The following is a 16,055-nucleotide window of genomic DNA, read 5'->3' as shown; positions in this document are numbered from 1 at the left end:
ATTTGTGCTGCAAAGGTAAGCAAAAAAGCAGAATTCTACTTTATCACAAGTATCAAATACTTTATATGATGTTACACTTACAGCTGTATCTTTACAGCCTTTCCGTCATATTCCACACTCTTGCTTGCCTGCATAGGCTGATCGCCCGCTCCACTATTGGCATCCACCAATACGATATGGAATCTGCGATGCTGGAGCATTCCCTTATAGCTGCCCTTGCGTGGAGCGATGTTCAGGGTTCGGTCTGCTTCATTCCAAACAAACTGGATTTCAGAGAATTTACCCTTCTCGTAATTATAGTTGTCGCCCTCGTCCTCATAGAGCGTAAATTTACCATCAGCACCAGGATAGACACGGATTTCCAGCTCATCCCAAGGCTTCTCTGAACTATACTGCACTTCAGGACCGAATGGCAGGATGGTACCTGCCTTGATGAATACAGGCATGATGTCGATAGGACAAAGGCGCTGGATATCCTGACCGCCCTCATACTGGGTGTTGCTCCAGAAATCATACCATTTATTACCCTTTGGCAAGTAAACATTCACAGGCGCAGCTGCCTTCCTTACATCAGGATAGATGGTATGGCCCTTCTTCTCCTTATCCTTCCAGGTGTATAAAGGATTGGTTACCGGCTTCACCAGGATGTTGCGGCCGAAGAGATACTCATCGTTCAGGCGGGAAGCCTTCTTGTCTGCCGCATAATCCATTACCAGGGCACGCATCATGCTTCCGCTATTCTGTACACAGTCGCCAGCCGTACTGTAGATATAAGGCAAAAGTCGATAGCGCAGCTTGATGGCCTTAATCATAGCATCATAAGCCCAGTCGCCCTGCTTTCCGAATTCATACAGTTCGCTTACCATCGGCGAAGAACAGTGGTTGCGCATCAATGGCATGAAGGTTCCCCACTGCATCCAGCGGGTCTGCAGTTCCTGAATGGCAGGGTTCTTTGGATTCTGTTCAAACTCCCAGTAGAAGAAACCACCCAGGTCGGTATTCCAGAATGGGATACCGCAGAGCGAGAAGTTCAAGCCCGATGGAATCTGATTCTTCATCTCGTTCCAGGAAGCCAGCACATCACCGCTCCAGCAAATGGTGCCATAATGCTGAATACCGAGACTGCCGCTTCGGGTCATCTGGAGCGAACGCTTTGTGTTGCCCTTCATCGCTCTCTGGTGCTCATAGATGCTCTTGTTGTGCAACAATGGGAAGGCGTTCTTCACGCCCAACCATGAACCATCGAAGGTCTGATAGTTCTCATCGCCCGGCTTCTCAAAATGGTCTGGCTCCGTAGAATCGGTCCACCAGGCATCAAAGCCCATCTGGTAGAGATGACTAAGATACTTCCAGTAGAGGTTGCGAGCCTTCGGATTGAAGACATCGTATGGCATCACGCCACTGTTTCTTGGCCACGTTTCAAAAGGAAGGAGGGCATTCATCTTCTTCAGTTCACGATACTGCTCTGTCCAAGGACCGAAACTTGCCCAGATGGAAATCATCAGATGGGCATCGTTCTTATGAACATACTTCACCATCTCTTCCGGACTCTTCAGGCGAGGTTCTCCCTGTGCCTTCATCTGCTTCATATCGGTAGGAAGATACTTGGCATAGGCTGGATCGCCCACCTTATTAATATAATATGGGTTCTGGAACTTCATCGCATTCCAGTTGGAGTCGCATCCCCAATACTGCCAGTCCTGCACGATAGCATCGGTAGGAATCTTCAGTTCGCGATACTTATCCAATACGCCAGCCAGTTCATCGCTGGTCTTATAGCGTTCACGGCATTGCCAGAAGCCCATCGCCCATTTCGGGAACATCGTAGCCTGTCCGGTCAGTTCTCGGATGCTGGCGATGACTCCATCCTGCGTACCATCCTTGTACATGAAATAGTAGTCGGCGCAGGTTCCCACTTCGCTGGTGAAGGAAGTACATGATGGCTGGTTGCTATTGTTCTTGGATGCTACAATATCATTGAAATAAGTTTTTCCCGCATTGTCCCAGTAAAGACCATAGCCCTTCTCACTGGTGAAATAAGGGATGGCGATATAAGTGTTATGATTCCAGAGTTCAATATTCTGTCGACCACGCTGATTCATGTAAACATCGCGCAACTGTCCCAGGCCATAGATTGCCTCGTCATCAGCAAGACGGAAGTCCTGCTCTATGCGGTACTTGCCCTTGTTGGCTTCATCCTTGCGAGCTTCCAGACGAGTCTTCGTATCGGTAAGCAGCAGCTTTCCATCCTTCGAAAGGAAGCGGATTTCGCCAGTCTGCTGATTCAGTTCGACGGAAATAAAACTAGAATTGATTTTTACAATATCTCCGTTTTCCTGTATTTGAACGCCCTTCATCTGCTGAGGTTTCAAGATGACAGAATAGCTTTTCTTCTGAACAGGAGCACCAAGTCCGGCATCTGATTTCAAGATGCGGACGATGGATGGAGAATAGAATTCGATGGTTACATTCTGCTGAGCCACCTGACGGGTGATAGACTTGGCAGCCGTACCTTTCTGGGTGCCTGCCACCTTTACGCTCTTGGCGCTGAGTTCACTTGGAACGCCAACGACAGCGATGCCCAAAAGGGCAATGAGAGATAAATTCTTTAGCATACTTCTGTTTATTTTATTAGAGGGTTTATGATTGGGACGCTTCTCGATTGTCAATTCATCATGAATTTATTGTTGCCTGAAATTCCATTTAGAATTATCGCTATTGAAATCGAAGGGAGCCAAGCCTGGGGTACAATCGCCGAGTGAAACCAATGCCAGTTTCTCTTCTGTGCCTGGCACAGCCTTCGGCATGATGCGATAGGTACCATCGGTAAGCTGCTCGATGCGCCAAAGCTGGGCATCTTCACCCGTAAACTCAGGTTTGGCAATGACATCATGCTGAGCGGTTGCGGTAAGATAGCGAGTGGTGCCTTCTATGCAGATTTTATAATAAGGACCACCCAGATAACCACCCTTTCCGGCAGGCATGATACTCCACTTCTGATGAGGACGGAACATATAATCGTTCATTCTTACCTTCACCTCGCCCTTAGGCCATTCTGCCTCTACCTCCTTCAAGGTCTGAGGTTCAATATTCTTCAGAGGCTTGGTCGGCTTAATCCAGAAAGGTTCGATATCCCGCTGCATTCTCACGAAATCTACGGCAATCTCCAGGGCATAGCCTCTTCGTTCCGATTCTATCTCGTAGGTTCCGGCATGAAATTCATCACCAGCCACAGGCCAGTCGTTCTTCCACAACAAAGGACGGATAGCCAATACACTTCGTCCTCCCTGTCTGAAATCAGACTCATAGTGGAACGACATCTTTTCCACACCTTCTTCCTCAATATAGCGGCCGAAGTGACCGGGACCCGTCTTCAGATTGTTGGCAGCAATCACCATCTTTCCACCGCCCTGCAACATCTCTCTGCCCACATTATCCACGTATGGACCGGTTATCTTTCTCGAACGTCCCACCACGATATTGTAGGTAGAATTAGGACCATCACAGCAAGTGCCATGAGTGCCTAGAAGATAATACCAGCCGTTGCGATAAATCAAATCAGTAGCTTCGCAGTCGATGGCGATATTGATGGGTTCGTTGCCTTCCATCCGCTTACCCGTCTTCGGATCAAGTTCTACCAGACGGATAAATCCGAAATAGGTACCATAACTGAGCCAGAGTCTGCCGGTAGTAGGGTCGAGCAACAAGCCCGCATCAATGGCATCACAGTCTTCATCATCCAATGAAGAAGCAACCACCACCGGTTCAGTATATTTGAAATCAGGCGATTTCGGATCGAGCGTTTTGTTCCACATCGTCAGGACATCACCGCGATGACTGCCACCCAATCCACCACCCGTAGCACTGTAGGCTACAAGATAACGGTCGCCAATCTTCAACACATCAGGAGCCGCTCCTCTTCCGGGACGAACAGCACCACCCTGCCAGGTCCAGCCATCCTCCGACCAGATTCCGCCTTCACCCGTTCCAAAGGTATAATACTTTCCATCACACAAGGCAATGGTAGAAGGATCATGAATGAAAGGTTCGCCAACCTGGGCTTCTGCCTCGTAAGCAGAGGAAGACAACAAGGCAACCAAAGCAGCGACATAAAGTTTCTGCTGAGCAGCAACCGGGCTAAAATATCTGAAAAATATATTATTCTGTTTCATAACTTTCTTTATTGATTGCACTACTTCACGTGAATAGACATGTTTCTGACAGGCTTGCCCTGTCCGTCGATGAATCGGACACAGAAGTCACTCATACCAGGACCATTGATTACCGCACCACGAAGGATATTTCTACCTTTCTTCAAGGTAAGTTTCTTAGAAACCACATCATCGCGAACCATTCTTCGGTCGCCTTCGAGCATCACCGCCTCCTCACCATTGAGCCACCACATGGAAGCACCATTCGAGCCAACAGACAAGCGGACGTCTTTCATCTCCTCAGGGCAATCGATAATGGTAACCGCCCAGAACAAGACACCATACTTGGGCTTCTTAAACGAAGTAGCGAAACGGAAGAGCTTCACATTAAACAGTTTACTGTCCAGCGCATGCCATTTCAGTTTTTCCTTGCCCAACTTCACGACGGCTCCATCCTTAGGAACAGTTTCCATCTGTTTAGGGAAATACTGCGTATGGAATATCTCCTTCAGATAAGAATCTGTAAAAACGACATTACTCTTGACCGGCATAGAGATAGGCTCCAGGAGCAACCATCTCTGAATAAAGCCAGCCGCATTAGGCATGACAGGCTGCTTGCCGACTGGTCCGAAATAAGGATTGATGTCTGCAGGTAAATTCCTATTTTGGGCATCCGCAGAGGAATGTCCAAAAAGGAATACACATAAACAAAACAATCTAACTATTTTATTAAAAAATTTGTACATAGACTATTCATTATTATTGAGGTTCGATAATCTGATAACGGCCACTCAGATGCATGAAGGCGAAGAGACGCAACAGTCCGTCGTAATAGCCATCGAAGAAGCCTTCTTTATCTGGTTCATGCTTGGCATTCCAGAAATGACTGACGAATTCCCTGCCCTTCACATGATTGCTGACCAAAGAAGCCGCAGCCGAAGTGGCAACAAAACCGATGGAATGGCGGAGTGCCTTAGGAGCTGTACCTGCCGGCAGAATATCTTCTACCATCGTTCCATCTACATTATACTGGTCCAGGAAAGAATCAATGCCCTTACTATACAGGAAGTTCTGCAGCGTATTGGCATATTTCTGCTGCCACTCCTTATCCTTACAAGCCCAGGAATAATCGAGCGCTATGTTCATTGGCACTCGCCATGAGTCATAACGGAAAGCATCACCCAGCAACTGACCCGTCTTCATCAGACTGCCATCATAGTAGCAATAGTCCGGGTTCAAGCCCGTCTTCTCATTGATACACTTATGCAGGAACTCACGGCTTTTCTCAGCACACTCCTTCCAGAACTGGGAACGTCCGTCGTTAGCCCATTTCGCCCAAACCTCGTAAAAAGCAGGGAGATGGTAAGAAGGATCGGTAAACTTCCCGCCCCAATGATCGGGCGTAAAGGTGATGAGCTGATGTTCAAGATTGATGAGCGGAGCTGTGCGGTCCATTCCCGCCTTCTGCATGCTACAATCCAGAATATGCTGCGCTTCCTTCAGATAGTTGATGCCTGTATCATTTCCCCATCGGTTGGATGCAAAGATGAGCGAAGTTACGAAATAGAGTTCACCATCCGATGCGGCTCCCTGCGCATTTCTCGTTCCATCAGTCTTGCAACTCCATGCGAAATAGCCCTTATAAGGTCCTTCCTGATGCTGCATGTATTTCTTGCTCCATCGCCAGAGACGGTCGAAGATGTTCTTCTTGTCAAACTGCACGGCAGCCATCATTCCATACGACATGCCTTCGGTTCTCACATCATTGTTCTTTATATCGCTGACATATCCCATGGAATCGCCCACCTCGAAATAAACCTTGTTCTTACCGTAGAACACATCATTGAACACTTCGTTCACCTTCCTGTCTATATCAGCCTGCTTATAGCCCATCTCGGCAAAGAGATTACGATACTGGTGAGTTTCGAAAGCACCCTTTTCCCAAGGCAACGCATCGAAGCCCAGCCAGTCAACCTCTACATCGGCTCCACTCTGCAAGGATACGTGTAGAGTATGGACGCCCAAAGGAGCATGGAGCACCTGGGCTCGGATATTCTTCCAGCCAGCCGACTTTGGAATCTTCACCTTAGCGATGATATTACCCTTCTTGCCATCGGCTCTGACTACGAGCACACCGCCCTTTGAAGACTTGGCACGAACGGTGATTTCTTCCACCTTCTCGTTACCGAAATCCACCTTATTATATATAAGGGCAGTATTCGATTTAGAGAAGAGAGTCTTCCATCCGGCAAAACAGTTGTTCTTATCCAGATAATCAATACCAATACCCTTGCCTTGCAGCGCAGAATAACGGTCAATCTGAATACGCGAACGAGCGTTCGTCAATCCCACACCTCTTAGCGTAGGTATCACCTTCTGTATCGTTCCGTCAGGATTGAAGTTCGCCGAAGCTCCTGTCGATAACGCCAGCATCAAGGCACACATCCATGTTTTCATACGTAAATTCCTTTAAAGAAGAAAAAAAGGGGGTGCTTCTTTTCAAAACACCCCCTAATTATCAAACTAACCTATAGTTCTTTTAACTTAAAACGTTTTATTTACAAAACAACTTCATGATTACCAACCAGGATTCTGCTGCAGGTTAGGGTTCTTATCCATCACGGTCTGTGGATAAGGGAAGAACTCATGCTTGCCCTCCTTGAAACCTACCTTGAAATTAGTCTCAGGAGTGTTGGTCGTATAGAAACGGCTGTTTGCTTCTGATCCATACTCCCAAGTTACATTCTGGTCGTCTGCCTTTGGAGCTCTGAAAACCTTATCAAACAAATGTGGCACGACTGTACCAGCCTTAGTCAAACGCTCAATGGCCTTTGTATCATTCCATCGTATGATATCGAACCAACGACAGCCTTCAAGCCAAAGTTCATATGACTTTTCTTTCTTCAACACATCCATATCAACAGTTTCACTGACTGTCTTGGAACCAGCACGTTCCTGAATCTTATTGATATATTTCTTAGCTTCATCCAAATCGCCTGTCTGAATACAAGCCTCTGCATAATTGAGCAAAACCTCAGCGTAACGCATGACAAGATAATTATTCAAGCGAATGTTATCACCATATTTCTTGCCTTGAGTATCAGAAGCTCTCATTACTTGCTTGAACGGCAACCAGGTAGAGTTGCCGTAGAGTCCCTGAACAGGGTCATTGATGCCAATCTTGTCACTGGTTTTCTTCTGCTCGTCAGTCATTTTATCGATTTCATCCTTGCCGTAAGACATATGATAAACCGCATCATCAATACGCTTTAAAGTAGCATTCAAGCGATAAGAGTGATCGCCATCGTTCTCATGGAACTCGTCACCAAACCACTGAGGCACGCCAAGGCCACCCCAGCCATCAGCGCCGCCACAATAAACCTTGTTAGGAGAAACAACAAAGTGATCAAAACGCCAATTCCAATAGTTGGTCTCCATCCAGCTAGAACGCTGAATCATACCAGCCCAATTGGACTTACCTGTATTATACTCGAAGTTGATTTCAAATACCTTCTCCTCGTTGGCATCACCCTCGATATGGAAGTTGTCGGCATATCGCTCACCAGGAACAAGATCATACTTCTCCGAGTCTATAACCTTTTTAAGGGCAATTTTAGCCTTGTCATACTGCTTGGCGAAAAGGTAAGCCTTTCCGGCAAGAGCCCATGCAAAGCCCTTGGTTACCTTCACTGCTCCATCCTTGTCATCCTTACTTTTACGCTCATCCAAATCGTTGGCAGCATTCTCACATTCCTGCGCAATCCACTCTATCAACTGTTGGTGATCCATAGGATGCTCAGGATCCTTATCACAATTAAAAGGCTGTGCAGAAGGATCCAGAGCTTTAGTTACCAATGGTGGAGTACCCCAGAGATTAGCCAACAGGAAATAATCATAAGCACGAAGCACACGAGCCTCTGCAGCGCAACGTTTCTGCACAGCGGTAGTAGCATCGGCAAAGTGATCGAGTACAAGGTTACAGGCATATACAGAGTGATAGAGGCCTGTGTACATAAACTTTGGCACCTCAGCCTCAGCATCATAATAGAACTGATTGAGCATGATACCAAACGTATTATCACCAGAGTTGGAACCTGCTGCCAACACATCGTCTCCACAATCATTGACTATCACTCTCAATGGAGTATAAAGACCTGGACCACCACCATCGTGGTTACGTCCCACCACATTACACATAAAGCTTTCGTATGCAGCAACGAGAGCCGCCTCTGCATCAGCATCGGTCTTATAGAAGTTCTCGGTAAGTATTACACCCTTCTGCTCAATGTCAAGCTGATCCTCACAAGATGTAGTGAGTGTCATTGTTCCTGTGGCAGCAAGAGCCAATATTGTTGAAAATAATATTTTCTTCATTGTTTTTGAATATTAAAGGTTAGAATGTTACATTGATACCAAATACCACCTTCTTGGAAGTTGGATAAGTACCATTATCAAAACCACGAGAGGCACCACTGTTGATAGAAGCAGTCTCCGGATCAGCACCAGGATACTTGGTGATGGTGAAGAAATCATCCAGTGAGCAATATACACGAAGATTGCTGATACCTGCCACGCTAGAGATAGCCTTTGGCAATGTATAGCCCAACTGAATCTGCTTGATCTTGAAATACGAGCCACTGAACACAGCTGCATCAGAACTGAAGAACTTCCAGTCTGTAGCAACCTTTTTCATATCAGGATATTTAGCATTAGTGCGGTCTGCTCTCCAAGAATCCTTCCAGTAGGTATCAATTCCATTGATCAACGGACGGTCAGCAGAAACCATCAAGTTGTAAATCTTGTTGCCAGCAGAGCCTGTTCCAAATACGGTGAGGTCAAAGCCCTTATATTCTGCATTAAGAGTAATACCATAAGTAAACTTAGGAATACCTGAGCCCAAATCCTGCTTATCTTCATCGGTTGGAGATGAAGTTGTTTCGCCATTCTTATTATAATAGAGAGCGCTACCATCTTCGGCTACACCTGCATACTTGTAACCACGGAAATACCATACCTGATGGCCAGCCTCGAATGTAGGCTTAAGCTGGTTATTGAATCCATCAATACCTACTTCGGTCAAACGGCTTACAAGGTCAGAAACCTCCTTCACCTCATTCTTCAGAGTTGAACCATTTACGGTCACACTATACTTAAAGTCCTTGATGTGATCTCTCCAACCCAACTCGAAATCAAGACCAGAGTTAAGTACCTTACCTGTATTGACAACTCTCTTGTTTACACCAATCTCTGGAATAGGAGTGATTTCAATCAAGAGGTCCTTGGTTGTCTTACGATACCAGTCTAAGCCCAAAGTCAAACGGTCGTTAAGGAATCGCGCATCAAGTCCAAGGTCAACCTGCTCTGAAGTTTCCCACTTCAAGTCAGGGTTAGCAAGTCCAGAAGGCATAGAACCTAAAGTCAGCTTACCATCACCGATAGAAGGATTATACTGATAGAAACTCTGATTAAGAGCTATGGTAGAAGCATAACGATAATCGCTCAAGATATTGACGTTACCATTCTGACCCCAAGAACCACGAAGTTTCAAGAAAGAAATGGCATCACGGCTTATATTGTCCTTGAAGAACTTCTCATTGCTGATAGCCCATCCTGCTGAAACTGATGGGAAGTTACCCCAACGTGCCTTCTTTGAAAGTTTTGATGTATCGAAAGCATCACGACGGAAGTTAACCTGCATGAAGTAACGGTCGTCATAGCTGTAAGATACACGGCCAAAGTAAGATAACTCTGTGGCATCTGAAGGAGCGTTACCTACATTCTTGGTTGCATCAGCCAACAAGTAGTTGATGTAATGGAAGTTTGGCTGATAAGATGTGAGTATGTTACCTCCTGTAGAACTGATGGAACTGTTATCCCAATGATTCTTGGTAAACGACATACCTGCCATGGCACCAATAGTGTGCTTGCCGATTGTTGTCAAATAGTTGGCAAAGTTCTCCCACTGATAGTACAAACCATTATTGGTATTCGCTTCAATGGTATAGTTTTCACTATGTGCCAGAGATGATAACCAATATGGAGTCTCGTAGTTATGATAGTTACTCTGAGTGATGCGATAACCTAAGCGAGAAGTAAATGTAAAGCCCTTGAATGGCTTGATATTGGCAGCAACGGTACCACGTACATTGATACCAGAATTCCATGTATCATGACGGTCGCGCTGATAGAGAGGGTTACCAGCAGCTTCTTCTACATATTTAGAAGTACCATAGTAGTCATTGTTATGGCTTGGATCTCTTGGAACTGGGCCACCGGCTTCTACCTGTGCCTTCATGCCAGGAGCCAAATCCTCCACATTACTGATATAAGCTGGAGTCAAAGGATCGATAGAAACCACAGAGTTCAGCAATGAACCATAACCCTTGGTCACACCTTTGGTCTTCCACTTTTCAAAAGATGTATTAGTAGTCACGTTCAACCACTTATAGATATCATAGTCGGCATTGATCTGACCAGTGAAACGCTTATAAGTATCCTTGCTACCTTTAACGATACCATCATTGTTCAGGATATTCAGGCTGGCGAGGAAACGTCCCTTACCGTTACTTGCCTGCAAGGTGAGACTATGCTGGTGAGCCAAGGAATTCTCAAACACCTCGTCATACCAGTTGGTATTCTGTCCATTATAACCGTTTTTCTGGAGCAAGGCATCATCAATATCACCCAAGTACTTATGATACTCAATATACTCAGGAGCATCAAAGATATCAGCCCTCTTTCCCAACGACTGGATGGTGAACTTGCTGCTGTAAGAAATCTGAGCCTTACCGCCATTGGCAGCACCCGTCTTGGTAGTAATGATAACGACACCATTACCCGCCTGCGCACCATAGATGGCAGCAGAAGCGGCATCCTTCAATACCTCCATGCTCTCAATCATAGATGGATCCAGGTACTGGATGTTATCCACCTTCAGACCATCGACAATGAGCAACGGACCGATATTACCACTATTGGAAGAATAACCACGGATACGGATATCGGCAGCCTCACCCGGACCACCCGAGTTGATAATCTGCACACCGGCAGCCTTACCCTGGAGGGCAGCACCGGCATCGGTAGCTGACAAACCCTTGATGTCATCGCTCTTGATAGATGCAACTGCACCAGTCAGGTCGCTCTTCTTCTGAACGCCATAACCGATGACAACGACATCATTAAGAACTTTTGAATCATCCTTCAAGGTAATGGAAAGTGTTTTACCAGCCTCAGCTTTCACGGTCTTAGGCTCCATACCCACATAGGTAATAGTCAATGTTGCATCAGGGGCAGCATCAATGCTAAACTTACCATCCAAGTCGGTAATAACACCCAGCTTGCTACCATCTACTTTAACAGTAGCACCAATCACAGGTTCTCCACTTGGATCAGTCACTATACCTTTTACTATGCTCTGAGCCGAAACTCCCAAAGGAAGCAAACAGAGCAGGAATAGCAAAACAAACGGCTTTTCAATCATTTTTAAATTCTTCATCTTAAAAATAGATTAATAGTTTTACTTACTAGTCAGTTGTTTAATACTACATTATTATATTCTACATCCTAAATTTTCAAAAATTTCATTAAGGATGCTGAAACATGTCGCAAAAAATAGATAAAAACATTAAAACGCATTTTATCTCAAGTAACAAATACTTTATCACAAATAACATCTACCCAAAAAGAGACAAAATGAAACATATTCTGAAACCTGAGACAAAAGAATCACCTTATTATATAAGAAAGGGAAAAGTTATTGATATATGAGACAAAGCACGTATGGAAATCTTTTCATAACTTTGCAAACAGAACAGAAGATGAAAATCAATCTAATAATTTAATTAAATATAAACTATGAATAGATTATCAATCTTAGCATCGATGCTCGCGATGGCGTGCCTACCTATGATGGCACAGAAAACGGGCAGTAAGGTTCAGGAAAAGCCTGATCCTAATTTTCAGATTTATCTCTGCTTCGGACAGTCGAACATGGAAGGAAATGCGGCTATCGAAGACATCGACCGAACGGGCGTGAACCCGAGATTCCAGGCTATGTATGCCGTGGATGATGAAAAGGCAGGATGGAAGAAGGGACAATGGCACACCGCCGTGCCGCCACAGGCAAGACCCTCTACAGGACTGACTCCTGTTGACTATTTCGGAAGAAAGATGGTGGATAACCTGCCAGACAGCATCAAGGTGGGAACCATCACCGTGGCCGTGGGCGGAGCCAGCATCGACCTCTTCGATAAGCGTACCTATAAGGCTTATCTCAAGAAACAACCCGACTGGATGAAGAACTTTGCATCCCAGTACAACGGAAATCCATACGCCCGACTGATAGAACTGGCAAAAATAGCCAAGAAACAGGGTGTTATCAAGGGCATCCTCCTGCATCAGGGTGAAACCAACAACGGCGATGCCAACTGGCCTAACCGAGTAAAGACTGTTTATAACGACATCTTGAAGGATTTGAATCTGAAGGCAGAAGACGTTCCTCTGCTCGTAGGCGAAACCGTACAGAAGGATATGGGCGGAAAATGCTGGGCACATATCGCCATCGTTGATGATATTGCCAAGACCATTCCTACAGCCCACGTCATTTCTTCAAAGGGCTGTCCGCAGCGTGGCGACGGTCTCCACTTCATCGCAGAAAGCTACCGCACCATGGGCAAGCGCTATGCAAACATGATGCTCGCCCTGCAGGGAATCATTCCAGACAGCAACTATCCGCGTGTAGATAAGGACCGCAGAGCTTATGTAAAGCTCCATGCTCCTGAGACAAAGAAAGTAATCTTCGACATCTGCGGCAAGCAATATGAGATGAAAAAGGATTTGAATGGCGACTGGTACGGCGTGAGCGATCCGCTGGTAGTAGGATTCCACTACTATTTTCTGAATGTAGATGGCGTGCAGGTAGTTGACCCTTCCAGCGAAACCTACTTCGGCTGCTGCCGTGAAGCAGGCGGTCTGGAAGTTCCAGAAGGAGCAGAAGGCAACTACTATCGTCCTCAGCAGGGCGTAGCCCACGGTCAGGTTCGCTCAGTATCTTACTATGCAGCCTCCCAGAAGCAGTTCCGCCGTGCCATGGTTTATACCCCTGCCGAATATGAAACCAACACCACCAAGCGCTATCCTGTGCTCTATCTGCAGCATGGCATGGGCGAAGACGAAACGGGTTGGAGCAAGCAAGGAATGATGCAGCACATCATGGACAACCTGATAGCAGAAGGCAAGGCTGAGCCTATGATTGTGGTCATGGAGAGTGGCGATGTAAAGAAGCCTTTCGTTGCCCGTCCAGGCAAGAATGTAGATGAAGAGCGCAACCACTATGGAGCTTCTTTCTATGATGTGATTATCAAGGATCTGATTCCGATGGTTGACAAGACATTCCGCACTTATACCGACCGCGAGCATCGTGCGATGGCTGGATTGTCATGGGGCGGTTGCCAGACATTCAACACGGTATTGCCTCACATGGACAAGTTCTCTGCCCTTGGAACCTTTAGCGGTGCACTCTTTGGCGTGGATGTAAAGACCTGTTTCAATGGAGTTTTTGCCGATGCAGAGAAATACAACAAGAACATTCATTATATGTTTATGGGCTGCGGTTCGGAAGAGAACTTCGGTACAGAGAAGATGGCACAGCAGTTGAAGGAGCTGGGCATCAAGCTCGATGTTTACGTATCACCAGGCACTCATCATGAGTGGCTCACCTGGCGCCGCTGCTTCAAAGAATTTGTTCCTCACCTCTTTAAGTGGTAAACAAACTATCAGACATAATAAATCCCAGAACCGCTTGGAAGAGCGATTCTGGGATTATTTATATACTTCTTGCCATTGAATTCCTGCACTGAAATTACGTCACGACGTATCTTTTACTACGTCCGGACGTAACTTTTGCTGCGTCGGGACGTAGCAAATCCCTCAAAAACACCGTTATTTTGCTGATTTTATGCCAAAAGTGGTAATAGGTGGCAATAAGGTGACAATAAAAACACCCCTTATTGCCACACGTTATCCCCTAATAATCAAAGAGTTAAGTATAAGTGTGGCAAATATGGCATTAAATTAGAAAAAAAATACACATGTAATACTACAGAATACTGATATAGCTCAGTCAGCTAACTCAAGTAGTTCAATCAGCTAACCCAAGTAGTTCAGTAAGCTAACTCAAGTAGTTCAGTCAGCTAACTCAAGTGACTCAATCAGCTGACGCAGATATCTCGACAAGCCGAAGGATACGTCTCCGTTAGCCTACGGAGTCGTATCCGTAACCCAACGGAGTCGTATCCTTAACCCAATGCAGTCGTATCCTTAACCCCACGCAGTCATATTCTTAACCCCACGCAGCCATATCTGTAGGCAAACGGAAGCACATCATGGCAAACTATCAGACATAATAAATCCCAGAACCACTTGGAAGAGCGATTCTGGGATTTTTTATACCATTTGTTTAATATTTATATTATATAGATTAATTCGTTACTGAAGTTTCGCATGTAAGCCCCATACGCCCTGAACCAACGGTCACCGGCCGAAGGGAATTGAAAATCGCTGGCCGAAGGGTAAAGCAAAGGTAAAGGGCGTGTGGGTAATTTCAACCGTACAGGTCGAAAAGTCTTAGAAAAAGTTATCAGATAGTATTGGGGATAGCAAAATCTTTACTTTTTTACCTTTTTACTTTTTTACCTTTAAAAATCCTAGAAATCTCTTGCAGATATGAAAATAAAACCGTAACTTTGCGGCATGGATTTTTAATACAGATGATTATGAAACAGGTAGAAGAAAGATACATCAGCTTGCTGACCGACTTCGGTTTCAAGCGAATTTTTGGAACAGCGATGAACAAGGATTTGCTCATTTGCTTCCTCAACAGCTTGTTTAATGGCAAACAGGTTGTGAAGGACGTATCGTATCTGAACCCGGAGCATGTGGGAGATGTATATACCGACCGCAGAGCCATCTTTGATGTATATTGTGAGGGCGAAAACGGCGAGAAGTTCATCGTTGAAATGCAGAATGCCTACCAGACGTATTTCAAGGATCGCGCCCTTTTCTACTCAACCTTCCCTATCCGTGAACAGGCACCCAAGGGGAATGAGTGGGATTTCAAGCTCAATCATATCTATACCGTTGCCCTGCTCAACTTCAGCATGAACGAGGATGCATTCGACAAGGAGAAAATCCGCCATCATGTGCAGTTGTGCGACACTGCTACCCACAAAGTATTTTACGACAAACTCGAATATATCTATGTAGAGATTTCCAAGTTCAACAAATCCCTGGAAGAATTGGATACGCTCTACGAGAAGTGGCTCTATGCTCTGAAGAATCTCTATAAGCTTACCCAGCGCCCTAAAGAACTGTGCGACAAGGTCTTCGACCGCCTCTTCGAGGAAGCCGAGATAGCCAAGTTTACTCCGCAGGAAATGAGGGAGTATGAGACCAGCAAGATGGCATATCGCGACATCAAGAATTCCGTAGACACTGCCAAGCGTGAAGGCAAACAAGAAGGTCTTGCAGAGGGTATAGAAATAGGCAGGGAAAAGGGCATGAAGGAAGGCATGGAAAAAGGTATGGCAAAAGGTATGGAAAAAGGTATGGCGAAAGGTATGGAAAAAGGTATGGAGAAAGGTAGAGCAGAAGGCAAGCATGAGGCCAACACAGAAACAGCACAACGATTGCTGGCAATGGGACTTTCTGCCGAACAGGTTTCCAAAGCTACCCAGCTACCTTTGGAAATCATTAAGAATCTGAGCAATACATAAAAAATATAATAGCGGAGATATTGATGACAAATATCACCATAATAAATCCCAGAACCGCTTGGAAGAGCGATTCTGGGATTTTTTATACCATTTGTTTAATATTTATATTATATAGATTAATTCGTTACTGAAG

General features: G+C 45.5%; 8 protein-coding genes. 2 read left to right on the top strand and 6 right to left on the bottom strand.

Going from position 1 to position 16,055, the window contains the following annotated elements:
• Positions 1-77: 77 nt before the first annotated feature.
• The 6 genes from KUA46_RS15190 to KUA46_RS15165 form a co-directional block, all read right to left on the bottom strand.
• Positions 78-2,615, bottom strand: a complete 2,538-nt coding sequence (locus tag KUA46_RS15190; RefSeq protein WP_218487374.1) for a glycoside hydrolase family 31 protein — start codon at positions 2,613-2,615, stop codon at positions 78-80.
• 66 nt (positions 2,616-2,681) lie between these two features.
• On the bottom strand, positions 2,682-4,172 hold the full coding sequence (locus tag KUA46_RS15185; protein WP_218487373.1) for a family 43 glycosylhydrolase: 1,491 nt from the start codon (positions 4,170-4,172) through the stop codon (positions 2,682-2,684).
• Between the two features lie 20 nt (positions 4,173-4,192).
• Complete coding sequence (locus KUA46_RS15180) at positions 4,193-4,897, bottom strand: acetylxylan esterase (RefSeq protein ID WP_218487372.1); 705 nt, start codon at positions 4,895-4,897, stop codon at positions 4,193-4,195.
• Between the two features lie 13 nt (positions 4,898-4,910).
• On the bottom strand, positions 4,911-6,608 hold the full coding sequence (locus tag KUA46_RS15175; protein WP_218487371.1) for a glycosyl hydrolase family 8: 1,698 nt from the start codon (positions 6,606-6,608) through the stop codon (positions 4,911-4,913).
• A 120-nt stretch (positions 6,609-6,728) separates the two neighbouring features.
• The gene (locus KUA46_RS15170; RefSeq protein WP_218487370.1) at positions 6,729-8,525 is read right to left on the bottom strand and encodes a RagB/SusD family nutrient uptake outer membrane protein; all 1,797 of its coding nucleotides are present in this window, start codon (positions 8,523-8,525) and stop codon (positions 6,729-6,731) included.
• 19 nt (positions 8,526-8,544) lie between these two features.
• Complete coding sequence (locus tag KUA46_RS15165) at positions 8,545-11,646, bottom strand: SusC/RagA family TonB-linked outer membrane protein (protein WP_256625061.1); 3,102 nt, start codon at positions 11,644-11,646, stop codon at positions 8,545-8,547.
• Positions 11,647-12,041: 395 nt separating this feature from the next.
• On the opposite strand from KUA46_RS15165, the gene KUA46_RS15160 reads away from it, so the two are divergent.
• A complete protein-coding gene (locus KUA46_RS15160) occupies positions 12,042-13,916 on the top strand; it encodes a sialate O-acetylesterase (protein ID WP_420377696.1) in 1,875 nt (624 codons plus the stop codon).
• Between the two features lie 1,001 nt (positions 13,917-14,917).
• Positions 14,918-15,922 (top strand): Rpn family recombination-promoting nuclease/putative transposase, encoded by a 1,005-nt coding sequence (locus KUA46_RS15155; protein WP_218487368.1) that lies wholly within the window; start codon positions 14,918-14,920, stop codon positions 15,920-15,922.
• Positions 15,923-16,055 lie beyond the last annotated feature (133 nt).

Origin of the sequence: Segatella copri (genome assembly GCF_019249765.2) — a bacterium.
GTDB lineage: Bacteria > Bacteroidota > Bacteroidia > Bacteroidales > Bacteroidaceae > Prevotella > Prevotella copri_K.
This window is presented reverse-complemented; position numbering and strand designations above follow the sequence as displayed.